Source organism: Sarcina sp. DSM 11001 (assembly GCF_900101015.1).
Classification (GTDB): Bacteria; Bacillota; Clostridia; order Lachnospirales; family Lachnospiraceae; genus CAG-791.
This window is the reverse complement of the sequence record NZ_FNFZ01000019.1, coordinates 15,370-41,179: the sequence shown is the minus strand read 5'-3', so window position 1 is coordinate 41,179 and position 25,810 is coordinate 15,370. Positions and strand designations below refer to the sequence as shown.

Below are 25,810 nucleotides of genomic sequence, written 5' to 3'. Positions count from 1 at the left end.
ATAAATATGTCTCAGGAATATATTGAAATATCGGAGAGGACAGTTGCCGAAGCCATCACAGCTGCCTGCCAGAAGCTGGGAGTTCCCAGTGAGCGCCTTGAATATGAGGTGATCGACCAGGGTAAGACCGGTTTTCTGGGGATCGGGGCAAGAGCGGCCAGGATCCGCGCCCGTATCCGCAAGGGAATGGAAGAGAGCACGGAGATCGATACCAGTGCGATCATCAATGATGTCCTCAAAGGAAAAAAGGAAAAGAAGAAAGCACAGGAGCCTGTAAAGAAGGAAGCATCCGCAGACGCCGGTAAAGAAGCTGCTGCACAGAATAAAAAAGAATCAGCAAAAAATGAGAACCGCTCTTTAGCCAGGGATTTTGAAAAAAAGACCGAAAAGAAGGCTGAAAAGAAATACGAACAGAAGAATGAAAAGAAAGCCGGTTCTGCTGTAGAAAAACAGGCGGAAGAAAAGAAACCTGTCTCCGAAGACAGTCAGGCACAGACAGCTGCTTCTGTCCAGAAGGAAGAGTCCTCTGAATATACAGCTCCTGCAAAAAAGAGCGGGAAAAAGAGCTTTTCAGAAAAAAACCAGGAAAAAGGTTTTCGAGAGAGGGGAAGAGGTTCCCGCAGACACCGCCGTTTTGCGGATAAAGAGGATGAAGGCAGAAATGTCCAGGCTCCCGAGCAGGGCAGAGCGGATGCCGAGACTTTCTCAGCACCTAAAAAGAGAAGCGCTGCTCCTGTCCTTACAGATGAGCAGATCGAAGAGATCAAACAGCGCGCCTCTGTATTTCTGACCGACGTTTTTCATGCCATGGATCTGGAAGCCGAGATCAGCAGTACCTATGACAGGGAATCGGCTATCCTGAACATAGACATGAAGGGGGATAACATGGGAGTCCTGATCGGCAAGAGAGGACAGACTCTGGATTCCCTTCAGTATCTTGTCTCCCTGGTGGTCAACAAAGGGATCGACGGATATATCCATGTCAAGGCAGATACGGAAAACTATCGCGAGCGCCGCAAAAAAACACTGGAGAACCTTGCGAAGAATATCGCTTCCAAGGTCAAGCGTAACAGAGCCAGCGTGGCACTCGAACCCATGAATCCTTATGAGAGAAGGATCATCCACTCGGCTCTGCAGTCAGACCGCTATGTGACGACCTACAGCCAGGGGGAAGAACCTTACAGAAAAGTCATCGTCACCATGAAGGACAACAGGTAAAACCTGGTCAGAATAAAATTATTCATACTGCCGCCTCAGGAACACTGAAGCGGCAGTTTTTTTTCTGAATCAGGGATTTACAGATCTCAGGATTTATAGTTTTATATTTTTATAGTTTATTCTTCATTGCGCAATACCCGTGAGCAAGTCTTGAAATTTTGATTTTCTTATTTTTTTTAAGGGAGGTTCCCATGACTGTATCTGATCAACTTACAGGAATCGACCCTGCAGGTTATGATTATTCAGGTCATGATCTTACAGAATCTGATGGGTCAGGAAATGATACGATAGCGGCTTCGGCCACTGCTATGTCGGATGCCGGAATCGGGATCATCCGCGTCAGCGGACCGGATGCGATCAGGATCTGTACCGGGATCTGCACGAACGCAAAAGGCATGCACGACCTTGAGACACACGCTTCCAATACGATCGTGTTCGGTTATGTCGTGGATGAGGAAGGCAGCAGGATCGATGAAGTCATGGTCAGTGTTTTCCGCGCGCCCCGCAGCTATACCACAGAGGATACGGTTGAGATCAATACCCATGGCGGGACTTATCTGATGGGTAGAATACTTGATCTGGTCCTTAAGGCCGGTGCCCGTCTGGCGGAACCCGGTGAGTTTACAAAGCGGGCTTTCCTGGGAGGAAGAATCGACCTGTCCAGGGCGGAAGCTGTCATGGATCTGATCTCTTCCCAGAATGAATTCGCACGCAGATCCGCCCTGGCCCAGCTGGAGGGGAGTGTCTCTGAAAAGATCAGGGAATTCCGCTCAATGATCCTGTATGAAATGGCTTTTATAGAATCCGCCCTCGATGACCCCGACAGCTACTCTCTGGATGGTTATCCACAGCATCTCGAAGAGATCTGTACTAAGCTGCTCGGAGAAATGAAGGATCTTCTGGAAACAGGAGAACAGGGGGCGATCCTTAAAGAAGGGATCCGGACGGCTATTATCGGCCGGCCCAATGCGGGAAAGTCATCCCTGCTCAATTACCTGGCGGGGACAGAAAGGGCGATCGTGACTGAGATTGCCGGGACGACCCGGGATACCCTCCAGGAGAGCGTACGCGTCAGAGGGATCCAGCTCAGGCTCACGGATACAGCCGGGATCCACGAGACACAGGACAGGGTAGAAAAAATCGGGATCGAAAGGGCCAAATCGGCGATCGGACAGTCAGAACTCGTCCTGTATCTGATCGACGCATCGGAAGGAATCACTCCCGAAGACAAGTCCATATCCCTGCTGCTGAAACAATGGAAAAATGAACTTCCCGCAGTCCGTAAATGCATCCTTCTCTTAAACAAAAGTGATCTTCCTCCTGTGACCGATGAGAAGTCTGTCCGGGAATTTTTCGGAGAAGCGGACGCCGTACTCTCCTGCTCCCTCAAGACCGGCGAAGGCGCTGAAGAACTTGGACATATCATTGAAAAGATGTATCATATGGGAGAACTTATTCATCAGAATGAGGTACTTCTCACGAACACCAGGCACAGAGAGGAAGTAAGAGAAGCCTGCCGGTCCGTCTCCCTTGTCCTTGACAGTATCCGGCTGGGGATGAGCGAGGACTTTTTTGCCATAGACCTCATGAATGCTTACACAAGCCTGGGAAAGATCGTTGGAGAAGCCGTGGAAGACGACCTCGTCGAAGAGATATTTTCAAGATTCTGCATGGGAAAATAGCGGACCAGAAAGCGTTGACAGCCGGCCGTCAGACCTCTATTTACAGTTTATCCTGAGAAAGAAAAAAGACTTTATGAAATACACTATTGAAACAGATGTATGCGTGATCGGAGCCGGTCATGCAGGCTGCGAAGCTGCACTCGCCTGCAGCCGTCTGGGACTGCGCACGGTCATCTTTACCATGAATGTGGACAGCATTGCCATGATGCCCTGTAATCCTCATATTGGAGGTTCCTCCAAGGGACATCTGGTCAGGGAGATCGACGCTCTGGGCGGAGAAATGGCGAAAAATATCGACAAGACTTTTATCCAGTCCAAGATGCTCAACATTTCCAAAGGACCTGCTGTACATTCCCTAAGGACACAGGCGGACAAGGCGGAGTATTCCAAAGTCATGCGCCAGGTTCTGGAAAATCAGGAAAACCTCACGATCCGTCAGGCGGAGGTAACGGATATTCTGACCCAGTTCGATCTGGAGGAGATTTCCGGTACTGAGCAGGACCGGAAATCTACAGGTATAAATGTTGGCGGAGATGTTTCTCACAGTGATTTAAACAGTGATAAAAAAAGTAATAATGACAGCAGTAATAATGATATTGCGTTGAACAAAAAACGGGTCGCGGGAGTCAGGATCCATACCGGGACAGTTTACAGCTGCAAGGCTGTGATCATCTGTACCGGTACTTATCTGAACGCGCGCTGTCTGGTGGGTGAATCCATTACAGAGACCGGCCCCGGCGGTATGCAGCGGTCCACCTGGCTCAAGGATTCCATGAACAGGCTGGGTATTCCTCTGAGAAGGTTCAAGACCGGGACGCCGGCCAGGATGGACGGCAGGACTCTGGATTATTCCAAAATGAAGATCCAGCCCGGAGACCCGGTAGTCGTCCCTTTTTCCTATTCGACGGATCCTGCCGATGTTCAGATCGAGCAGGTTCCCTGCTGGCTGACCTATACTAATGAAGAGACGCATGAGATCATCCGCGAGAACCTTGACAGGTCTCCGATCTACGCCGGCATTATAGAAGGAACCGGTCCCAGGTACTGCCCTTCCATCGAAGATAAGGTCGTCAAATTCAGCGACAAGGGCCGCCATCATGTTTTTATTGAGCCGGAGGGAAGATCGACAAACGAGGTTTATGTGGATGGTATGTCCTCGTCCATGCCCGATGATGTCCAGCAGAGAATGTACCGTACTGTTCCCGGACTGGAAAACTGTGTGATAGTCAAAAATGCCTATGCCATCGAATATGACTGTATCAACGCGAACCAGCTCAGGCTTTCTCTGGAGACCAGGGCTGTGGACGGCCTTTTCTGCGCCGGGCAGTTCAACGGAAGCAGCGGATATGAAGAGGCTGCAGCCCAGGGGCTTATCGCGGGGATCAACGCGGCCAATAAGATCCGCGGCAGGGAGCCCCTCATCCTGAAACGATCTGAGGCCTATATAGGAGTCCTGATCGACGACCTGGTCACGAAAGATAATCGGGAACCCTACAGGATGATGACTTCGCGCGCGGAATATCGTCTATTGCTCAGACAGGACAATGCCGATCTGAGACTTCGTAAATATGGCTATCAGGAAGGCCTGATCACGCAGGACCAATATGATTATGTCTGCTATAAGGAGCAGAAAATAACAGAAGAGATTGAGCGATTGAAAAAGATCAGGATCGGGGCAGCTGCTTCCAATCAGCAGATCCTCCGCTCTCTCAATTCGGCCGAACTCAAGACAGCCTGTACCCTGGCTGAGCTGATCTGCCGTCCTGAGCTCTCTTATGAAAAAATCGCCCCGCTGGATCCTGACAGGCCGAAGCTCACACAGGACATTACCAGCCAGGTGGAAATCAATATCCGCTACGAAGGCTATATCGACCGACAGAAAAAACAGGTACTGCAATTCGAAAAGCTGGAACAGAAAAAAATTCCCTCCGGGATCGATTATGACGATGTGGGATCTCTCAGAAACGAAGCCAGGCAGAAACTCAAAGAGTTCCTTCCTTCTTCGATCGGACAGGCTTCCCGGATCTCGGGAGTCACACCTGCAGATGTCACAGTTCTTTTGATCTACCTGGAAAAAAACAGGGGAAGGTTTCACGGATAATTCAATACTCGCTCACGGGTATTGCGCGATGGAGCAAGTTTCCCTTTTTACGCACTTATCCTTCGACTGAAGTCACGAGTATTGCGATGAAAAATTAAACAGACAGGAAGGAAGAAACCAGAAAAAAATCAGGAAAGAAAGAAGGAAAAAACCAGGAAAGAAATAAACCGGGATGGTAAGAAACTGTGAAACATGTGGAATATAGGGTAAAATGTTTCACGTGAAACATTTTTACAAGTCACTCGTTGACAGGATTTGAGATAAGGACGTTTGTTTTCGCGTGTCTTTTTGCGAAAACCCGGTTCGAACGGCGTTAAGGCTTCAACAATGCTTTCATTGTTGAAGTGCATTGGAATCGCCTGACGAATTGTTTCATGGCAATACTCTGATCTATTCTGATCTGAGAATGACCATGGAACAGACAAACAAGGGACAATGCGATGGAATTTAATAATATAAAGAAAAAAATAAAACGTGCTCTGCACATTATTATCCATACCATCAGCAGAACGGCAGAAGTTTATTCGAAGCATGAAATGTCCATTTATTCGGGAAATGCAACTTTTTACTTATTGATGTCTCTCGTACCCTTCCTGATGATGATCATTTCACTGATCAATATGCTTCCCTGGTTTTCTGTTGAAGATGTCAGCAGTTTTTTATACAGGATGATGCCGGATATCCCTCAGATCAGGGGAACTCTTCTGAACATCATTGTAAATTTGAACCACCAGTCCAAACAGATTGCTGCTTATCTGTTTGCGTTGACCTCTCTATGGTCCGGTTCTCACGGAGTATTTGCGATGATGTCCGGATTGGAAAAGATAAACCATACGCAGCAGATCATTTTGAAGCAGAGGCCAAAAGCTATATTGTACACTATTATTTTCACTCTGCTTATTCCTTCCATGCTGCTTTTCCAGGTCCTCCGCTCCTCCATCTCCAATGCCATCACTTTTATTTTTACAGAATTATCCATGCCGAAGGTGGCGGTGCAGATCAACAGGATCCTCAGGGTCAGCGGGATCGTCACTCTTGCGATCACTATTCTCGTTATCGTCCTGACCTATACTTTCCTGCCGGCAGGCCGGCGGAAAATGAAGAATCAGCTGCCGGGATCCATTTTTACCTCTGTTTTGTGGATCCTTTTTACAAATGCTTTCAGCTATTTTATCAGACGTTTCTGGAAATACTCTTCTGTCTATGGAACATTTGCCGCTGTCTTTTTATCAGCTATGTGGCTTAAATTTATCATTGCCATTTTGTTTTTAGGGGCATCCCTGAACAGGGCTCTGCAGGTACAGGTATCCATGGAATGTAAGACATGATTTTCATTTTACCTGTTTGTCAGGCGAGGGTATTACGAAATAATCTTCACAGGACAGGATACCTTCAGAAATTCCCTTTTCGGCAGTTTCTTCCGTCACTCCTTCCCGCAGACAGATCCGCGTTCCGTCATCCCTGTCTGTTTCTTTGCTGTACTGCCAGATCCAGTCTCCGTCTTTCCAGACCGCTTTCATCCCGGATTCGCGGAGAAAGACATCTCCATCCCCATAATCTCCGGTCAGAACAAGGCCATATTGCTTTTCTGTAACCGCAGGCAGATTCAGATCAGACCAGGAGACAGGTACACACTCCTTCACCTGGTCGATCTGCGGGAAATTATAGTATCCCGCTACCCCTCCATTGAGGATCGTGACATCTGCCGTGATCCGGTAAAAACCGCCGTCCTCCATCTCTTCGTCAATAAACCGGTCAACAGGATAGACACCATCCACAGTATATACTCTCCCGTTTATCTGGAAGAGAAAAATCTCTGTGTCTGCCTGAGTCTCGGAGTACAATTGGTCCGTGGAATTATCCTCTGTCCAGGACTGCTTTGAAGATTCTCTCCCGCATCCTGCAAGGAAAAGGGCAAGAAAGCCTGCCAATAATATTCCTGTTATCGCCTTTGGAAATTCCGGTCAATCGGTGCGCCGATTCCGAAATGGGCGGTGCTCTGATTCCAGCATAACGGTGCATTTATTCTGATATAAACGGTGCGATTTTTCTATACTAAACGATGTAACTGTACATCGTTGTAGTTGAGAAAGGAGCACCAAATGCAAAGTTACTCAACAATCATCGGCGTGATCGAATTGCGCCAGGGTGGCATCGGATACAGAACCACCCAAAAGCGGTACGGCATAGGCAATAGTACCATTACCCTTATCATGGACCGCTTCACGAAGCTCGGCCTCACGCTTGAAGAGCTTAAGGCCATGTCCCCCAAGTCGGTAGAAGAAGCCTTTTACCCGCCAGAAAACCTGCGTCATATGCAGAAACCTTTACCGGATTTTAATCAGATACACGCACGTATGGCTGATATGGAGCATCCGAATCTCGCATTCCTCTGGCTGGAATATAAGGAATCTAATCCTGATGGATATCAGCTTTCACAGTTTTATGAACTGTACCGGCGGTTCCTCAGGGAGAATTTCGGGCAGGAAAAGGTGAAAATGCCGGTTGAAAGGATCCCCGGTGAGCGGATGTACATTGACTGGGTAGGCGACCAGCCTGAGCTCCTGCTGGACACTGTTACGGGCGAGCTGCGGAAGGTCCATGTGTTTGCAACAACCATGGGTTTCAGCAGTAAGGTTTACGCAGAAATTTTTTCCGACGAAAAACTCCCGAGTTTTATTACCGGTGTTGTCCATGCCCTGGAGTATTATGGCGCAGTTCCGAAGTACCTTGTCCCTGACAATCTCAAAGCAGCTGTAACCAGGCATACGAAAGATGGTCTGCTGCTCAATGCAGTTTTCTCCGATCTGGAAGACTGCTACGAAACGATCGTCCTGCCGCCCCCGCCGCGCAAGCCAAAAGGTTATCGGCGAAAAAGTGTTATCGGCAATCTCGGTATATAAAGCTTAATGCAAGCTGTTAATTCTTTGATTGTATCATCTTGATTGCTGATAACATTTTTCTCAGTTCACTCAATTGATATCCTATTCTTGACCGCTATGATATTTGCGGCAGAAAGGAGAATTGAAATGAACGAGTTGCAAAAAGTTGTGAACGCTGTCCTTGAACAACAGAAGTTATTACTTGCTCCTTCAACTTACGATGTGCGCAGATGTTACTTGGAACAGTTGTCTGATCACGCAGAAAAAACAGGATTCACCAAACCATGCCAGGAACTATATGATTCCTATGTTTCCAGAGCAGATACGCCTGATCTTCGTTTCCAGCTATTCCATACCGTACGTCTTGTGGACAAAGAAGCCGGAACAAGGGCATTTATGCCGGAAGGGAATCTCTATAATGAGCCTGAGATCCCATCTTCCTATGAGGCAGAGAGTGCATTCCAGACTGTAGCATTTCCGATCATTGACGGAAGTGTTGACATCGGTCATCTGATCCGCAGGGCGGAAAACGAAATGGAGTATCTCCAGCTTTCCGCATCAACCGGCGGTCAATACATGAAGGCGTGGCGGGAGCTGTATATTTCTCTTTATCTCGGCGGCGATACAGCATTCACCAGAGACAGATGCAGGTCTTTCATTAAAGATGCGAATAAGAAACATCAGGATGGAAACCTGCACGAATGGAAGAGGAAGATACGCCGACGCGCAACCTGTGTACTACTTGAAGTTGCCGATACAGGCTGTTTTGGGTGGAAGCTGTTTCGTTCACGAAAAGTATGCTGTCACGAAGAAACACTAGAACAGCTCCGCCAGCAGTATTTAGCGTTTTTACGTACTCAGAACCTTGAAAATAATACCCTTGACCTTTGTGACTATGCTTTTCGAAATATGATCGAAGGCCTGGGTGTTAATACTGTTCATGATCTACTTACATTAAAGCCCGCACAGATCCAGGGTATGCTTGTCTTCCTGTCAGAAAAACTTAACCTGAACAGCAGGGGAACAATATTTCCAATCGTCCGCAGGATTCTGTCTTATTTATTCTATGCAGGGTTTATGCCAACAGATTTTTCAGGTATGATCCTGACTCCCGCATATCAACGGATGCACCTCAGGCCTTATATCACTGCTTCAGATGAAGCGAAGCTCTACAAGGCCATGAAGGAAGCTCCCATGCGGACCAAAGCGATGATGAGGCTGGCGCTCCGCCTTGGACTGAGAGACATTGATATCTGCAACTTGCGGTTCAACCAGATCGACTGGAAAAAAGATCGGATCGTCCTGGAGCAGGAAAAGACCGGGGTCATGCTCTGCCTTCCTTTACTTGAGGATGTCGGCAATAGCATCATGGACTACATCATGAATGAACGGCCAGAGGCTGCACGTGCCTGTCCGTATGTTTTTGTGAGGACACAGGCTCCTTACAAAAAGCTTGCCTCGATGTACATGGTCTGTTCCCGGCTTTTTTCACAGGCCGGCATTAAGACTGTAAACCGCGACAGTCAGGGGGTCCATGTCTGCAGGTATACGCTTACGCACAAACTCCTGTTGAAAAAGGTTCCTCACCAGGTCATTACAGATACGCTGGGGCATATATCCAGGGAATCTGATAAGCCGTATCTGTCTATGGAAGAGCAGATGCTTCGCGAATGCCCGCTCGACTTTTCTCTGATCGGACAGAAATACTGGGAAGAAGGTGAAAGCCATGGCTGATCCTGTATTCCGCAGCAGGTTCCGTGCCGATATGGAGGCTTTTATCATCCAGAAACGGGCCGCGGGGTATCCGTACAATACTTCCGCCAGAGTATTGGGATATCTCGATGCCATGATCTCGAAATCCTTTCCTGATAGTGGAGTCCTTTCCAGGGAGATCTGCAACGCCTGGATCGATGAATGTTCTTCACTGCACCAGAACACCTTGTTGAGGAGGGTGACGCCTGTCAGGCAGTTTGGAAAATATCTTGTCGGGACAGGGAAACCCGCATACATTATTCCCGGAGGAATTCCGCGTAAGCAGATACATTATGATGCGCACATTTTTACGGAAGCGGAATTGAAGGCGTTCTTTTCCTCTATCGATCAATGCAGGAAATCCCCGTTTTCACCATACCGGTGTTATGTGATTCCGGTGATCTTCCGATTGCTTTACACATGCGGACTCAGGTCTTCAGAAGCAAGGCTGTTAAACGTAGATGATGTGGATCTCGATAGCGGAAAGGTCTTTATCAGGGGATCCAAGGGTTGGGAAGCACGCATCATCTATGTTAGTCCGGATATGCTGGATCTTCTTTGCAGGTATGACTACATCATTCGGAGGCACTTTCCTGTAAGGAAGGTTTTCTTCCCAAACCAGAAAGGGGATTATTATAGTAGATCCACACTTGACATCTGGTTCCATGAGTTCTGGGACACGCTTCCGGAAGCAGCCGTCACAAAAGGCAACAAACCGAGGGTCCATGACTTTCGTCATTCCTACTGTGTGTACAGGCTGAATCAGTGGGTCAGGGATAATGCGGATTTGAATGCACTTTATCCTTATCTGAGTGAATTCGTAGGGCACTCCAACTTTGCAGATACGGATTATTACCTGACATTGGCGGAGCCGTTCTATTCGGAATTCGAAGCCCGCATGCGGATAGTAAATACTTCCATACTTCCGGAGGTGCCGCATGAAGATTAAGAAGTCGGACCTCTACTTTTATGAAATGCTCCGGGATTTCCTTCATAAATATCTTGTTGTCCAACGTAATTTCACGGAAGCAACTGTAAAAAACTACACGGATTCCCTGGATCAGTACCGGCAGTATCTGCGGGAACAGAAAGGCATCCCGTTTGATAAGGTTGGATTCCACTGCTTCAGCAAGGAAATGGTATACGATTTCTGCATATGGATGCGGGACAGTCAGTCAAAAGCGATCAACACAATAAATCTCCGGCTTTCAGCGATCAAGTCATTTCTGCGCTATTGCAGTGAAGAGGATGCGTCATTGTCAGCAATCTACCTGAAAGTGAAATCCATTCGCCGCTTTAAGGGCAAAACCGATCCGAAGCTGGAATACCTGACCCAGGAACAACTTGAAACTGTCTTTGCCGCCCCCGACACCACAACGAGGAATGGCAGGCGGAACCAGTATTTTATGATCCATGCCTATGAAACAGGGGGCAGGGTCGAGGAATTGGTCGGCATGACACTTGGCGACATCATCCGCAATGGGAACAGCGTTCAGATCCGGCTTCATGGAAAAGGTGACAAGACCAGATATAATCCTCTTCCGACAGAAGTGATACCGCATCTTGATGCATACCTTTCCGAGTTCCATCCGGACGGCAAAAATGATGACTACTTGTTCTATACGATCCACGGCAGAAAGCATACAAAAATGTCACCAAGAACTGTGAATTCCTTCCTTTCCTCATATGCAAAACAGATGCACGAGATGGACCCGACATTTCCGAAGAGCCTTCACTGTCATGTGCTCCGTCATAGCATTGGAATGGCAATGTATAAAGCAGGGATCCCAATCTCATATATAAAGGACTTTCTTGGCCATTCATCGATCGATTCGACTGCTGTCTACGCACATGCTGACAACGATGCAATGGCAGAAGCGCTCCGTTCTGTGGATCAGGAAGCGCTTCCTGAAAAAGACAGTGATGGCAACGTTGTATCTGTCCCGGAGAAAAAGTGGAAAGGTAAGGAAGACTACCTGCTTCATTTCTGCGGACTTGTGTAAAGAATTATCGGCAAGTTTTATAGCTGCTCATCCTGAACTCTGCCGTAAATATCAGACTTCAGGATGAGATTGCCGATAACACTTTTTCGCCGATAATCTCTGTTATCGGTAATTTCTGATAACAGGGAAAAAGCAGCGATAGAAAACCACGTCAAGTACCTTGAAACGCACCTGATCGAGCGCTTGAAAGAGGGAACTTATACGAGCCTGGACAGCATCAATCAGGAGACGAAAAAAATAATAGCAGACATCAACCAGCGTGATTTCCAGGACAGGAAAGACATTCGCAGATCCAGAACGTATGCTTTTGAAACCTATGATAAACCGCGGATGAGCCCTCTTCCACAGGGCAGGTTCACGGTCTGTGACTATAAGTTCTTCCTGCGCGTACCGGATAATTATCACCTTGAGTATGATGGCCACTATTACTCTGTATTGTACACGCGCCATGGGAAGCCTGCAATGCTTAAGGCTACTATGGGAGAGATACGCATCTGTGACGAAAACAACAGGCTTATCTGCACCCATGCCCGTTCCTACAAAGCGTTTCCACGCTATATAACTGACGATACGCATATGCCTCCGGAACACCGTTACTATAAAGAGCTCAACGCCCATGACGGTGCGTATTACCGGCGCTGGGCCTCAGTATACGGAGAGCCGATGGTAACCCTGGTTGACCGGGTGCTGCGCAGCGCCAGGCACGAAGAACAGGCTTATAACAGCTGCAAAGGGATCCTGCATTTATGCCAGGATGTACCGCGCCATATCGCAGCAGAAGCAGCACAGACGTGCATCAATGCATCCGCCTGTAAATACACGTATTTCAAGAAGGCGCTCAGCACGCTGGTCAATTACGGATCGAAAGGATCCGGTGCGTCTGGGAAACTGCCTGAACACGAAAATATAAGAGGGAGGGACTGCTATCAATGAGCAAATGCAAAAAGATCCCTTCCCTAAATGCAGAAGAAGCCATCATGTTTGAAAGACTTTGTTCCTTTAAGATGTCAGGCATGGCGGAGAAATTCGCAGACCAGATGCAGGACCCCAATGCAGACTTGGTGCCATTTTTGGAGCGATTCACAGAGATTGTCAACCATGAGTGGGAAATACGCTACAACAAGAAGTTCTCAAAGCTCCTGAAGGAGGCAAATCTCCGATATCAGGATGCCGACCTGGACAAGACTATTTATGACCCAGCCAGAAAACTGGATACTGCAACTATCGAAAGATTGTCCACATGTCACTGGATCGATGAAGGAAAAAATCTTCTTATCACCGGCATGTCCAGCAGCGGGAAGACATATCTGAGCAATGCATTGTGCCTGTCTGCTATCCGGCAGTTGAAAACTGTCCGCTACATCAGGGCCAGCATCCTGATGCTTGAACTTGAACAGGCCCGCCTGAAATCGGAGTACCTCGAGTATGTGACCGGGCTCTCAAAAATTGACCTTCTGGCCATTGATGATTTTGGCCTCATGGATCTTGATCTGGACAAGTGCCGGGATCTGTTTGAAGTAGTAGACGGCAGAGATGGCCGAAAATCCACGATCATTATTTCCCAGCTTCCGGTCAAGTCCTGGTATGACCTCTTCAAAGAACATACCTATGCTGATGCCTGCCTTTCCAGGATTACCGACAGGCACAACAGCTATCGTCTGGAGATGAACGGAATCAGTATGCGCGAGTCAGAATAGCAGCAGACTGGGAGCGCTCAGTACTGTTCGTGGAAGGCAGAAACAGCTTTGTGGATCAGGAAGAAGCATCAAGATCACTGGAAGAGATATAATGCGTCATTTGTTCTGTTGCAAGGTTTTATGTTGATAAATATCAACATGCGGCCCTGCGCTTAGGCGCACCCCCGCGCCCCACCCTGATCGCGCTTTTTGTATCTCTATGATCTTCGTTAAGCAAGCCTTATAAACCTGACGACAAACAATCATTGATTTAGCGATAGAGGGCGGTGCTTCGCACCGATAAAACCGGACTTAGCGCACCGTTGGTGCGGAACTCCTGCCCTCTTTTACTGGAATTTCCATCGCCTTCATATACTTTTTTTCCTGCCATTTCTTTTCTGCTGTTTTTTTGCTGTCTGTTGTTTTTTTTCTCATCGCAAAATACCTGAAATGTCAGCTATGGGATACATTTTTGTACTGTAGTACTTTTTTACACCATCTACAATTTCATACTTTACATACCCTCTTTCCTTTAAATAATCCAGATGAGACAGGCATTCTCCGACAGCAAACCATTTCTGTATAACGGGAAAAGAGGACCAGTCAGCAGCACGGATCTTCCATCTCATAATCCCGGCTATTTCGTAGGCGGTCATACCGGGATTATCCTGAACGATCGTCAGGGCATTGGAGAGCCTTTTCTTGTGATGTTCCAGAAGCGAGTCGATCCGTTCCCTGTAGTTACCGGGTTTGCGGTGTCCCGGAAGCGCGAGCTTCACCGGAAGGTCACGGACTCTGCGGAGCTGGTCAAGATAATCTCCCAGAGAATCTGACAGTCCTCTCCAATGCGTAATATTAGGTGTGATATCAAAAAGAATATGGTCGCCGGTAAACATGATCTGTTCTTTACGAATATAGAACATGGTATTGCCCGGAGTATGGCCGGGGACAAGAAGGGTTTCGAGGGTATAGCTTCCTGCCTGGATTTTGTCGCCGTCATTGATCGCATAAAGACGGGGATCGGCTTCCGGCATTTTTTCCGTTATTGCAGGATTAGTGCGATGTATTTCTTTAAGGAGATCAAGAGGGAACCCTTCGTCGATAAATCGCTGGTGAAGGACCTGAGGATCTTTTTGCAATTGGAACCTTTTCAGAATCCCCATATCCACATCGCTCATATAGATCCTGCGGTCAGGACCGGCAAATAGATCTGCCATTCCGCTGTGATCAGAATGCAGATGAGTAATGAGGACATCTCTCCGTGCTGGATCCGAGCCTAGTTCCTGCAGGCCGGCTTCAAGAGCCTCCTGACAGGCAGGTCTTCTAAACCCTGTGTCGATCAGCAGATCAGACTGCTCTCCTCTTATAAAATAACTGTTTAATTTTCTCAGGGGATTTCCCGGGAGCACGACCCCGATTCTGTAAATATTTCTATAAACTTCTTCTACCATCAATAATACCTTTATAAATGATAAACTATGATAAAAACAGCGAGAAAAGTCAGGGGAGCATCGTGATAGCACGAATGCTTATGAACCCGTGACGAGCGTTCAAACATGAGGAAGGAAGTAATGTTTCACGTGAAACATGATTTACGCTTTTTTTTATTTATGATACCATGTTGAGAAGAAAACAAAAGAGTGAATAAACTGCGAGGAAAAGCCGAGGGAGCGTCGTGAGCAAATTGCGCAGCAGTTTGCTGCAGAACAGCTCATGAGGCCTTGACGCAGACCGCCTGCGGTCTGTTGCGTCCGCAAACACGAGGAAGGAGCCATTTTGCATTCCTCCAGCATGCAAAATGAGCGGAATCCGAGTGTTTGGAGCGATGCGAGAGCGCCTGTGGCGCGGAGCAGCACGTAGTATATTCATACATGTTTGCGGGCACTCGCCCATGGCCAAAAGAATGAATGTTTAGAAAAGAGAATATATAACGAAAAGGCTGTACATTCGATCAGGAAAGAAATAATAAACAGATGTAGTTATAAAATTTGCTTAGACAGATTACATGACAGATCACATGATAGATCTACGCAGACAAATTGTATACGTCAGATTATATATGTATTGCAGAGTATAATTGCAGAGTATAGAAGAACATGTTACTTTTCAGACCGGTAAGAAATTTGAGATAACAGGCGTTTTTGCGTGGTTTCCAACGCAAAAACCTGAGTGGAACGGCGAAAATTCCATCACGCGGCGATAATAAAGCTTCGCATTGTTGGAATGGGTTTTTCGTAAGATACGTCACCCCCCTCGAGAGGGCGTAAACAGTAACAAGAACATTATGAAAAATTCGATCGCGAGTCTTGCGCCCCGCGCGCGGGCTGCCGGTTTTGCCGGACAAAGACTGGCAGCATTTTCCATACCTCATGCGTGGTACATCCAACACACCTTCGGTGTATCGGACCGTTTATTCTTCATCGCCGGATTATACCCACGATGAAGCGATTTTCTTTTTTTTGCACGCGTATCCCACGGCTAAAATCACGGGTATTGCGCAGCAAAGAATATACAGCTGTGGAACAGGGGAAAGAAGGAAGAATATGTCCAATAACTATGAACAGAATCAAACAGGTAATCGTGAAGACCATCAGCTGCAGCTGGCAGAGGAGAATTTCATCCAGCAGCTTTCCATGTTTGGAATGACGCTGTCCTCTTCCCAGCTTGAAAAATTTAGAAGATATTATGAGAATCTTGTCAAAGTGAATGAAGTCATGAACCTGACGACAATCACTGAAGAGAAGGAAGTATACAGCAAACACTTTCTGGACAGTCTTTCTATTGTCGGATTGATTCCGCCCCGGGATTTCGTGAACCTGTCCGTGATTGATATCGGGACAGGAGCCGGTTTTCCTGGACTTCCTTTAGCTATTGCTTTTCCGCAAACGCAGGTCACGCTGGTGGACTCCCTTCAGAAAAGGGTTAAATTTCTTGAGGAAACAGTACAGCTTCTCGGACTTGAAAATGTCCATATCTTCCATGCCCGGGCTGAGGATTATGCAAAGATAGAAACAGAACGGGAAAAATACGATATTGCTGTTTCCCGTGCAGTGGCAAAACTAAATGTCCTTGCCGAGTACTGTATGCCCTTTGTGAAAAAGGGAGGATATTTTATAGCCTATAAGGCGGAAAAAATTAAAGAAGAAATGGATGAGGGCAAAAAGGCAGTGAAGATTCTGGGCGGCAGAGTCGACCAGGTCATTTCCTTCCAGCTTCCTGGCACAGATTACAACAGGACACTCGTACAGGTGATCAAAGAAAAACATACATCTGGAAAATATCCTCGCAAAGCGGGGACTCCGGCAAAGGACCCCCTGGGAACGTGAAACAATGTTTCACGTGAAACATTATCTTCACTTACACCTGTCCAGGGTATGATCAATGACAGTCAGAATACTGTCGATATATAGATTCAACGAAAGGAACAGATATAGATATGGGAAAAATCATTGCGGTCGCAAATCAGAAAGGCGGCGTCGGCAAAACGACAACAGCAATCAGCCTTGCGGCATCCCTTGCGGAACTTCAGAAAAAAATACTGGTCATTGACGTGGATCCCCAGGGAAATACGACCAGCGGTTTTGGTGTTGATAAGAACGAGCAGGAGAATACGATTTATGAGCTTCTTCTCGACGACTGCTCTGTCAATGAGACGATCATAAAAGATGTGGTACCGAACCTGGACCTGATTCCATCCAATGTAAATCTGGCAGCGGCGGAAATAGAATTGATCGGCATTGCCCGCAAGGAATACATCCTTCGGGATGCTCTGGATTTTATCCGGGATGATTATGATTTTATTTTCCTGGATTGTCCTCCCTCCCTGAGCGTACTCACGGTAAATGCGATGACAGCTTCGGACACAGTGCTTGTACCGATCCAGTGTGAGTACTATGCCCTTGAAGGTCTCAGCCAGCTGATCCATACGATCAATCTGGTAAGAGAGAGACTGAATCCAAAACTTGATATTGAAGGAATCGTTTTTACGATGTATGACGCGAGGACCAACCTGTCAGCCCAGGTCGTAGAAAATGTCCGCAATAATGTGGAACAGCGTATTTACAATACCCTGATCCCCCGCAATATCCGCCTGGCGGAAGCTCCCAGCTACGGGGAACCGATCACGATTTATGAGCCTAAATCCGCCGGTGCAGAGGCATATAAGAAACTCGCGAAGGAAATGCTCGGAGAATAAGAAACATAAAGTGAAATATAAAGAGGTATATAAAGAGGGGTATACATGGCAAAAAAAAGACACGGGGGACTTGGCAGGGGACTGGATGCGCTGATCCCCATGGCAGGAATAAACAGATCCTCCCGGGAAAAAAATAATAGCAATAATGATGATAACAAAGAGAATGCCGGTGTCGAAATAAATAAGGCTTCAGGGGAAAACCTGTCCGACAGATCTTCTGAAAAAAAGTACTCTGAAACTTCCGATCCGGCTTTTGACAGAGAAAACACGTCCGGACAGGAATTTCCCAGCGGCGGCCCGGAGCAGACAAGAAATATTTATAATGAGAATTCTGACGCGGGTCAGCCTGATAAGGAAGCATCGTCCGGACAGCCGGACGGGATCTTTTCACCCGGACAGCCGGACGAAAAAGAGATGTCTGGAACTGATGCCGGAGGGTCGCCAGCAACAGTAAATGTATCCGGAACCGACTGGGAAGGGTCGCCAGCAGCAGTAAATGTATCTGGAACCGACTGGGGAGGATCATCGGGAACAGCAAATGAGTCCGGAGCCGGCTGGGGAGCATCTCCGGGACCTGTAAATACAGGCGTGCAGATGCTGCGCTTGTCGCAGGTAGACCCGAACCGGAGCCAGCCCCGCAGGATTTTTGAAGAGGATGCACTGGATGAGCTGGCGGATTCTATCCGTCAGTTCGGGGTCCTTCAGCCGATCCTTGTGCAGAAAAAGGACGGGCGCTATGAAATCATTGCCGGGGAACGCCGCTGGAGAGCCTGCCGAAAAGCCGGGTTAAAAGAGATCCCTGCTATCATCCGTGAATATTCCGACCAGGAAACTCTGGAGCTTTCTCTGATCGAAAACATCCAGCGGGAGGATCTCAACCCTATTGAAGAAGCGAAGGCTTTTAAAAGCCTGCTCGATGAATTTGGTCTGCGGCAGGAGGATCTGGCAGCCAGAGTTTCAAAATCCAGAACTGCCATTACCAATTCCGTCCGCCTTTTAAAACTGGATGAGCGCGTACAGGATATGATAATCCAGAAGGAAATCTCTATGGGACATGCCCGGGCGCTGATCCCCGTTGAGATCCCGGAGGAACAGTTCCTGATCGCTCAGCAGATCGCCGACAGACACCTGAGTGTGCGTGATGTTGAGAAGCTCATTAAAAAAAGGAAGGCTTCCGGAGCTGCCTTAAAGAAAAAGAATCCGGGAGCAGAAACAGATCCTGCCCTGGAATTGTCCTACAGAGAAATCGAAGAACGAATGAAACAATCCCTCGGAACAAAGGTCTCTATCCGCTATGGCCGTGACGGAAAAGGAAAAATGGAAATTGATTTTTACAGTCATGAAGATCTGGAAAGGATCGTTGATCTTTTAGGGTGATCAGGAAGAGGTGAACTGGCGAAACCGGGAGCCTGTCGCTTTCGTGTATGGAGTCCGGCATTATTTACAGCCTGATAAACATCAATGTTAAATGACTTATATCGGAGCCTTTTAATTTGTGCTTTAAATTTCAACTTTTGAGTTTAAGTGATTTAAATTAAGTGATTTAAATTGAGTTCTGCAAACCATATAATAAACAGTGTCGCGAAAGACAAAACCGTGTTATAATGACAATTCATAACTGTACAGTATCTGCGCATGAATATCTGCTCATGATATCTATACACGAGTATTTACACATGAGTATCCGCCTATGAATATCTGCTCATGATATCTACATACGAGTATTTACACATGGGTATCAGTGTATGAATATTTACTTATGTTATCCGCATGATATCCGCGCATGATCCACTGCAGCAGTTCACAATCATCCGGGACCACCATTTCCACTAGTTCCAGATAGGGAGCAAAAAGGGAACAAAAATATCCAGACAGAAAAGGGACCGGAAGTTTACAAAAAGGGAGAGTAAAAATGATTGATATTAAATTTCTGAGAGAAAACCCGGACGCAGTTAGAGAGAACATCAAAAAGAAATTTCAGGATGCAAAGCTTCCGCTTGTGGACGAAGTGATCGAATACGATGCGAAGAGCCGCGCCGCCCAGCAGGAAGCGGATGCTATCCGTGCGGATAAGAAAAAGATTTCCAAACAGATCGGCGCTCTGATGAAACAGGGAAAGAAGGAAGAGGCGCAGGCGATCAAGGAGAAGGTTGCTGACAATTCCCGTCTCGACGAACTGGATGCGATCAAGAGAGAGGCTGATGAGATTGTCCGGAAGGATATGATGCTCATTCCCCAGATCATTGATCCCTCTGTCCCGCTTGGCCCCGATGACAGCTGTAATGTTGAGATTGAAAAATTCGGCGAGCCGGTCGTTCCTGATTTTGAGATCCCTTATCATACCGATATCATGAAGCGCTTTAATGGCATTGATCTTGATGCCGCGGGCGATGTTGCCGGAAACGGATTCTATTATCTGATGGGAGATATTGCCAGACTTCATTCCGCAGTTATTTCCTACGCGAGAGATTTCATGATCGGAAAAGGATTCACTTACTGTGTTCCTCCCTTCATGATCCGCAGCAGAGTCGTCACCGGCGTCATGAGCTTTGCGGAGATGGATGCCATGATGTACAAGATCGAGGGTGAGGACCTCTATCTCATCGGTACTTCCGAGCATTCCATGATTGGCAAATTTATCGATCAGATCATTCCCGAGGAAAAGCTTCCTCAGACCCTGACCAGCTACTCCCCCTGCTTCCGCAAGGAGAAGGGAGCCCACGGCATAGAGGAGCGCGGTGTTTACAGGATCCACCAGTTTGAAAAACAGGAAATGATCGTCGTCTGCAAGCCTGAGGAGTCCATGGACTGGTACAATAAGATGTGGTCCTATACAGTAGAGCTTTTCCGCAGCATGGATATCCCCGTCCGTACGCTTGAGTGCTGCTCCGGCGATCTGGCCGACCTCAAGGTCAAGTCCTGCGATGTTGAAGCATGGTCTCCCCGTCAGAAGAAGTATTTTGAGGTGGGAAGCTGCTCCAACCTGGGAGATGCCCAGGCCCGTCGTCTGCAGATTCGCGTGAATGGCGCGAACGGCAAAAAGTATCTGGCGCACACACTGAACAACACAGTTGTGGCACCGCCCAGGATGCTGATCGCCTTCCTTGAAAACAATCTGCGTGCAGACGGTTCTGTTGCCATTCCCGAGGTCCTTCGTCCTTACATGGGCGGCATGACCGAGCTTGTCCCTGTAAACTGACCTATGCTATTTGCCTGTGTGCCGGACTGTCTGTCAGCAAATGAAATCACCAAATGGTGTCATTAAATAATGTCACCAAATGAAAAAAGAAACTTTGTCCGTCAATCAGAGGATAGTTAATCAGAGGACAGTCAATAAAAGGACAGTCAATAAGATAACAAGAAACTGAGATTCATAGTTTCATGAACTGTTATTAGCAGCTGAAACCAGTATTGGGCACGATAATACACAGGAGATATTCTTTGCATAAATATTTGAGAGCAGTGGGATTCTCTGATTCAATGAATTCACTGGATCGGCTGAACCTGATCGATGATATCAAGAAAAAATCATCCTACCGAAGGGAGGCTCCCGGTCCTGAGGCCGGAAGCCTGTTGCTGACGGAATACCGCCTGGAACTTGCCGGTGGCTGCGGACTGACCATGACAGGCACTTTCGAGGATGACAATGATTTTCTCTCAGGGGAAATAGAGCCTTATCTGCTGCCGGATATGGTCACGACCATGGAGGAGGTCTTCGTTGAAGACCGGATCGATAACCGCTCCTTTGCCGGAATCTGTGACGACATGAGGATCGGGACGACCCTGATCTTTCGGCTGCTGAACCCTGTCGATTACCTGCTTTTCAGCAGATTCGAGGAACTGCCGTACCCGGGTACCGGCGTCTGCCTGTCCGGACTTTCCGTGGAGGGGACAGTCGTCCTTCCACTGGAAAAAACCCCTCAGGACGTAAAGCTTATCAACAGACGTGCCGACCGCCGCAGGAAGCTGTTGGAGGCAGCCCGGGACGGAGATGAACAGGCGATGCAGACCATCACGATGGAGGATATGGATACATACTCGGACCTGATCGACAAGGTCCAGGAAAGTGATATCCTGACCCTCGTGGATTCCTTTTTCATGCCTACAGGCGCAGAATGTGACGTCTATTACATTCTTGGGGAGATCCTTGCCTGCAGACAGGTCAGGAATCCCTATACACTGGACAGGATCCACATTCTGACGATCCGCTGCAGTGGAATTGAATTCTCTGTTGCGATCAACGACAAAGATCTGCTCGGACATCCCGAACCCGGCAGACGCTTTAAGGGAGTGATCTGGCTGCAGGGAACGATCCAGTTTCCGAATGATTTTTAAATCCAAATATAAATTCAGTACTCGCCTGTTGATCATGAGTGATGAAGAACAGCGATAAAAAACAAAATAATAGATCAGCAGTAATGAATTTTGATAAGTGACTGCGACTGACAAGGAACACCGGAATCCCCGGTGTTCTTTTCTATTTTAAAAACCATTTTAAAATCTATAAACAATTCAAATATGAAATCATTTAAAAACAACTACTATTTTCAAGACTTGCCCGCGAGTCTTGCGAACCGAAGAATAAACATTTAAAAACCTTCTACTGGAAGATAAATTAGTCATAGCAAATTAAGGTTGACTAAACTAACTCGCTATGCTACAATCCCTGTGATTAACAGCTACTAACTAGATTAGATTATTCTAACAGAACCTGCTGCGTTTGCAGATTTTCTGTAAGAGCTTTCATCCCGGAGGAGACAGAATATGATACCGCTGAGTTTGGCAGAACCCGGAAAGGAACAGGTAATTAAAAGAGTAGGCGGAAATGCAGAAGTGCGTCAGCATCTTGAAAACCTGGGTTTTGTTGTGGGAGGCACTGTGACAGTGCTGTCTGTTTTAAAAGGAAATGTGATCGTAAAAGTGAAGGAGTCACGGATCGCGATCGATGACGGGCTGGCGAGAAAGATTATGGTTTAAATCATCGTATAATCCGTAATCCAGTTCATGATCCAGTTCATGATCCAGTTTATGATCCAGCTTATGATCCAGTTCATGATCCGGCTCATCAGCCAGACCCTGGGATACAGGAAGGATCATTTCAAAATAGTCATTTGATAGTCATTTGTGCGGCTACAGGCACGGACTCAGATCATTTCTGATGATCTCCCGTCGGTGCAGACTGATATAACAGGAGGAGGAAAATGAAAACATTAAGAGATGTAAAGATCGGAGACACCGCAAAGGTAAAAAAGCTCCATGGAGAGGGCGCTGTCAAACGCAGGATCATGGATATGGGCATCACAAAAGGGGTTGATGTTTATGTCCGCAAGGTAGCCCCCCTGGGAGATCCGATCGAGATCACTGTGCGCAATTATGAGCTTTCCTTACGCAAGGAAGATGCCTCAATGATTGAAGTTGAGGACTGATCAAGAATAAGACTGCGTAGGCATAATTAAGAAAGGGAGGAGAAAAATGGGAGTGAGAATCGCTCTTGCCGGAAATCCGAACAGCGGCAAGACAACTTTGTTCAATGCGCTTACAGGTTCCAACCAGTTTGTGGGAAACTGGCCAGGCGTCACTGTTGAGAAAAAAGAGGGTAAATTAAAGAAGCATGACGGCGTGGTCGTCACGGATCTTCCGGGTATCTATTCTCTGTCTCCCTATACTCTGGAGGAGGTAGTTGCCAGAAACTATCTCATCGAGGAGAGGCCCGATGCCATTCTCAACATTATTGACGGAACGAACCTGGAGAGAAATCTGTATCTGACGACACAGCTTGTGGAACTCGGAATCCCGGTCGTCGTGGCGGTCAATATGTGCGACCTTGTAAAGAAAAACGGGGATGAGATCAATTTCCGGGAGTTGTCCAGGGAGCTGGGATGCAGAGTCGTGGAGATTTCCGCTCTGAAGGGAATCGGTGTCATGGATGCCGCAGAGGCGGCTATCGAAGCGGCCGAAAAGGATAAAACTATCCCTCAGCATACTTTTTCCGGACCTGTGGAACACGCAATCGCTCACATTGAGGAAGCGGTCGTCCACAATATGCCGGAGGAGCAGCAGCGCTGGTATGCCATCAAGATCTTCGAGAGAGATGAGAAGGTCATGGAATACCTTAAGATCGATGCGGATACCCTTGCCCATGTGGAACAGGATATCGTGGCTGCCGAGACAGAACTGGATGATGACGCCGAGAGTATCATCACTAATGAGCGCTACGTTTATATTGCGGAACTGATCAATGGATGCTATAAAAAGAACAGAGTCGGTCAGCTCACGACTTCTGACAAGATCGACCAGATCGTGACCAACCGCTGGCTCGGCCTGCCGATCTTTGCGGCAGTCATGTTCTTTGTCTACTGGATCGCTATGGTCGGTGTCGGCGCTTCTGCCACGGACTGGGCCAATGATGGTCTTTTCGGAGACGGATGGCACCTGTTTGGAAACGGAACGAAGGCCTACGAGGCAGACGCGGAGGAATTCGGAGACGCCTTTAATGTTGTGGATGCTTTCGTGGGCGTCGGAGATTATACAAATGAAGACGGCAGCGTTGATATGGACGGTGTCCGCGCAGCAGCTGCCGCTGTACCGGCAGGCGCTCAGGCACAGTACACTCTTGAAGATGAAGAGACGCTCGCCACGGAGGATGTGACCTACACGGCAGAGGAACTGAGCGGTGCCATGGAAGTTTATGAGAAGTACGAGGGCGAGGCTCCCGATCCCGCTGCCTATGGCACCTGGGTTCCCGGTGTTCCTGTCGTGATCGAAGGAATCCTCGACAAGCTGGGTGTTGCCGGTGTCCTGAAATCCCTGATCCTTGACGGTATCGTCGCCGGCGTCGGCGCTGTCCTCGGTTTCGTGCCCCAGATGCTGGTCCTGTTCCTGATGCTGGCCTTCCTGGAGGCCTGCGGCTATATGGCCCGTATCGCCTTCGTCCTTGACCGTATTTTCAGGAAATTCGGCCTTTCCGGTAAATCCTTCATTCCCATGCTCGTCGGAACCGGCTGCGGTATCCCCGGTGTCATGGCATCGAGAACCATTGAAAACGAGCGTGACCGCCGGATGACGATCATGACCACCACCTTCATCCCCTGCGGCGCCAAGGTGCCCTTCATCGCGATGATCGCCGGCGCGATCTTCAACGGATCCGCCTGGGTGGCGACCTCCGCTTATTTCATCGGCATGGCTGCTATCATCATCTCCGGTATCATGCTCAAAAAGACAGCCATGTTCGCGGGCGACCCCGCTCCCTTTGTCATGGAGCTCCCGGCTTACCATATGCCTACGCCCGTCAACGTGCTCCGTTCCATGTGGGAGCGCGGCTGGTCCTTTATCAAGAAAGCGGGATCTATTATCCTTCTTTCCACTATTGTCATATGGTTCCTGAGCAACTTCGGTTTTGTGGACGGAGCCTTCGGGATGCTGGAAGAGGATCAGCTGAATATGTCGATCCTCGCCGGTGTCGGCAGCGCCATCTCCTGGATCTTTGCCCCCCTGGGCTGGGGAAACTGGCAGGCGGCCGTCGCTTCTATCACCGGTCTCGTGGCAAAAGAGAACATCGTAGGTACCATGGGCGTCCTGTACAGGAGCGGAGAAGGGACAGTCTACCAGACACTGGCAGGTGCCTTTACTCCTGTTACCGCCTATTCCTTCCTGGTGTTCAACCTGCTCTGCGCCCCCTGCTTTGCCGCGATCGGCGCGATCAGGCGTGAGATGAACAACATGAAATGGACCTGGTTCGCCATCGGCTATCAGTGCGGATTTGCCTATGTGATCTCCCTCATGATCAACCAGTTTGGCGGACTGGCCACCGGACACGTCAACCCGGTCGGCCTCATTGCGGCTGTCATCTGCCTGGCTGGCATTGTCTACATGCTCTTCTTCAAGAAGTACACGGAAGCTGTCAAACTGACAACAGCTGTCAAAGTCAGTTAAAGGCAACTGAAACTGACTTCCGATGGACATAGTACAGCCTGTAAGTTACAGTCTGTAAGGACCGGGAGTAAGTTTAAAAATAATCAAGGTTGAAAAAACAGAGGAATTAAGGAAATTATCATGCTGACATGGCTGAATGCAAATCTTGGGAATATCGTGGTTATTCTGATCCTGCTTGTCATCGTATTTTTCAGTTTTCGTTCTGTTATCCGGAACAGACGGCAGGGCAAATCAAGCTGCGGCTGTGGCTGCGGAAGCTGCGCTATGAGCGGTTCCTGCCATAATAAACAGACTTGAGAACTTGAGAGTGTCAGAAGGACGGGTAGCGCCATAAGCAGACCCGGGCGCTCCAGAAGAACGATGCCAATG

21 protein-coding genes are annotated in these 25,810 nt (G+C 48.0%); 19 read left to right on the top strand and 2 right to left on the bottom strand.

Features of this window, described 5'->3' with window-relative positions; genetic code table 11:
* The first annotated feature begins 6 nt into the window (after positions 1-6).
* The 4 genes from jag to BLT02_RS10900 all read left to right on the top strand — a co-directional run bounded on the left by jag (position 7) and on the right by BLT02_RS10900 (position 6,329).
* Positions 7-1,218, top strand: a complete 1,212-nt coding sequence (jag, locus tag BLT02_RS10915) for an RNA-binding cell elongation regulator Jag/EloR (RefSeq protein ID WP_139187571.1) — start codon at positions 7-9, stop codon at positions 1,216-1,218.
* Positions 1,219-1,409: 191 nt separating this feature from the next.
* Positions 1,410-2,900 carry a tRNA uridine-5-carboxymethylaminomethyl(34) synthesis GTPase MnmE gene (gene mnmE / locus BLT02_RS10910; protein WP_092995109.1) on the top strand — a complete coding sequence of 497 codons (1,491 nt, stop codon included), beginning with the start codon at positions 1,410-1,412 and terminating at the stop codon, positions 2,898-2,900.
* A 73-nt stretch (positions 2,901-2,973) separates the two neighbouring features.
* Entirely contained in the window at positions 2,974-5,001 is a 2,028-nt protein-coding gene (gene mnmG, locus BLT02_RS10905) for a tRNA uridine-5-carboxymethylaminomethyl(34) synthesis enzyme MnmG (RefSeq protein ID WP_092995106.1), read from the top strand.
* 440 nt (positions 5,002-5,441) lie between these two features.
* Positions 5,442-6,329: a YihY/virulence factor BrkB family protein gene (locus BLT02_RS10900; protein ID WP_092995103.1), complete on the top strand. Its 888-nt coding sequence runs from the start codon at positions 5,442-5,444 to the stop codon at positions 6,327-6,329.
* A gap of 3 nt (positions 6,330-6,332) precedes the next feature.
* Here the strand turns inward: BLT02_RS10900 and BLT02_RS10895 are convergent, their stop codons facing one another.
* Positions 6,333-6,779: a hypothetical protein gene (locus BLT02_RS10895; RefSeq protein ID WP_139187569.1), complete on the bottom strand. Its 447-nt coding sequence runs from the start codon at positions 6,777-6,779 to the stop codon at positions 6,333-6,335.
* A gap of 324 nt (positions 6,780-7,103) precedes the next feature.
* Here BLT02_RS10895 and BLT02_RS10890 point away from each other — a divergent pair, with 324 nt between their 5' ends.
* From BLT02_RS10890 to BLT02_RS10865, 6 genes are all read left to right on the top strand, one after another.
* Positions 7,104-7,904, top strand: coding sequence for a transposase (locus BLT02_RS10890; protein ID WP_175453789.1), 801 nt, complete (start codon positions 7,104-7,106; stop codon positions 7,902-7,904).
* A 126-nt stretch (positions 7,905-8,030) separates the two neighbouring features.
* A complete protein-coding gene (locus tag BLT02_RS10885) occupies positions 8,031-9,617 on the top strand; it encodes a tyrosine-type recombinase/integrase (protein WP_175453788.1) in 1,587 nt (528 codons plus the stop codon).
* Positions 9,610-10,584, top strand: coding sequence for a tyrosine-type recombinase/integrase (locus BLT02_RS10880; protein WP_092995094.1), 975 nt, complete (start codon positions 9,610-9,612; stop codon positions 10,582-10,584). Before BLT02_RS10885 ends, BLT02_RS10880 begins: the two co-directional genes overlap by 8 nt.
* The gene (locus tag BLT02_RS10875; protein WP_242869781.1) at positions 10,574-11,638 is read left to right on the top strand and encodes a tyrosine-type recombinase/integrase; all 1,065 of its coding nucleotides are present in this window, start codon (positions 10,574-10,576) and stop codon (positions 11,636-11,638) included. Before BLT02_RS10880 ends, BLT02_RS10875 begins: the two co-directional genes overlap by 11 nt.
* A 183-nt stretch (positions 11,639-11,821) precedes the next feature.
* Positions 11,822-12,571 carry a Mu transposase domain-containing protein gene (locus BLT02_RS10870; RefSeq protein WP_175453787.1) on the top strand — a complete coding sequence of 250 codons (750 nt, stop codon included), beginning with the start codon at positions 11,822-11,824 and terminating at the stop codon, positions 12,569-12,571.
* A complete protein-coding gene (locus BLT02_RS10865; protein WP_092995091.1) occupies positions 12,568-13,335 on the top strand; it encodes an ATP-binding protein in 768 nt (255 codons plus the stop codon). Before BLT02_RS10870 ends, BLT02_RS10865 begins: the two co-directional genes overlap by 4 nt.
* A gap of 410 nt (positions 13,336-13,745) precedes the next feature.
* Here the strand turns inward: BLT02_RS10865 and BLT02_RS10860 are convergent, their stop codons facing one another.
* Positions 13,746-14,765 (bottom strand): MBL fold metallo-hydrolase, encoded by a 1,020-nt coding sequence (locus BLT02_RS10860; RefSeq protein WP_092995088.1) that lies wholly within the window; start codon positions 14,763-14,765, stop codon positions 13,746-13,748.
* Positions 14,766-15,857: 1,092 nt separating this feature from the next.
* Between BLT02_RS10860 and rsmG the strand changes: the two genes are divergently transcribed.
* The 9 genes from rsmG (at position 15,858) to BLT02_RS10815 (ending at position 25,738) form a co-directional block, all read left to right on the top strand.
* Positions 15,858-16,640 carry a 16S rRNA (guanine(527)-N(7))-methyltransferase RsmG gene (gene rsmG, locus BLT02_RS10855; RefSeq protein WP_092995085.1) on the top strand — a complete coding sequence of 261 codons (783 nt, stop codon included), beginning with the start codon at positions 15,858-15,860 and terminating at the stop codon, positions 16,638-16,640.
* Between the two features lie 110 nt (positions 16,641-16,750).
* Positions 16,751-17,509 (top strand): ParA family protein, encoded by a 759-nt coding sequence (locus BLT02_RS10850; RefSeq protein WP_092995082.1) that lies wholly within the window; start codon positions 16,751-16,753, stop codon positions 17,507-17,509.
* Positions 17,510-17,554: 45 nt separating this feature from the next.
* Positions 17,555-18,886 carry a ParB/RepB/Spo0J family partition protein gene (locus BLT02_RS10845; RefSeq protein ID WP_242869780.1) on the top strand — a complete coding sequence of 444 codons (1,332 nt, stop codon included), beginning with the start codon at positions 17,555-17,557 and terminating at the stop codon, positions 18,884-18,886.
* A gap of 535 nt (positions 18,887-19,421) precedes the next feature.
* Complete coding sequence (gene serS / locus BLT02_RS10840) at positions 19,422-20,708, top strand: serine--tRNA ligase (RefSeq protein WP_092995079.1); 1,287 nt, start codon at positions 19,422-19,424, stop codon at positions 20,706-20,708.
* Positions 20,709-20,971: 263 nt separating this feature from the next.
* Positions 20,972-21,844 carry a DUF3881 family protein gene (locus BLT02_RS10835; RefSeq protein ID WP_278277408.1) on the top strand — a complete coding sequence of 291 codons (873 nt, stop codon included), beginning with the start codon at positions 20,972-20,974 and terminating at the stop codon, positions 21,842-21,844.
* A 429-nt stretch (positions 21,845-22,273) separates the two neighbouring features.
* Positions 22,274-22,486 carry a FeoA family protein gene (locus BLT02_RS10830; protein WP_092995073.1) on the top strand — a complete coding sequence of 71 codons (213 nt, stop codon included), beginning with the start codon at positions 22,274-22,276 and terminating at the stop codon, positions 22,484-22,486.
* A 224-nt stretch (positions 22,487-22,710) separates the two neighbouring features.
* Positions 22,711-22,935: a FeoA family protein gene (locus BLT02_RS10825; RefSeq protein WP_092995070.1), complete on the top strand. Its 225-nt coding sequence runs from the start codon at positions 22,711-22,713 to the stop codon at positions 22,933-22,935.
* Positions 22,936-22,981: 46 nt separating this feature from the next.
* A complete protein-coding gene (locus tag BLT02_RS10820; RefSeq protein ID WP_092995067.1) occupies positions 22,982-25,441 on the top strand; it encodes a ferrous iron transporter B in 2,460 nt (819 codons plus the stop codon).
* A gap of 120 nt (positions 25,442-25,561) precedes the next feature.
* Positions 25,562-25,738, top strand: a complete 177-nt coding sequence (locus tag BLT02_RS10815) for a FeoB-associated Cys-rich membrane protein (RefSeq protein WP_092995064.1) — start codon at positions 25,562-25,564, stop codon at positions 25,736-25,738.
* Positions 25,739-25,810: the final 72 nt, after the last annotated feature.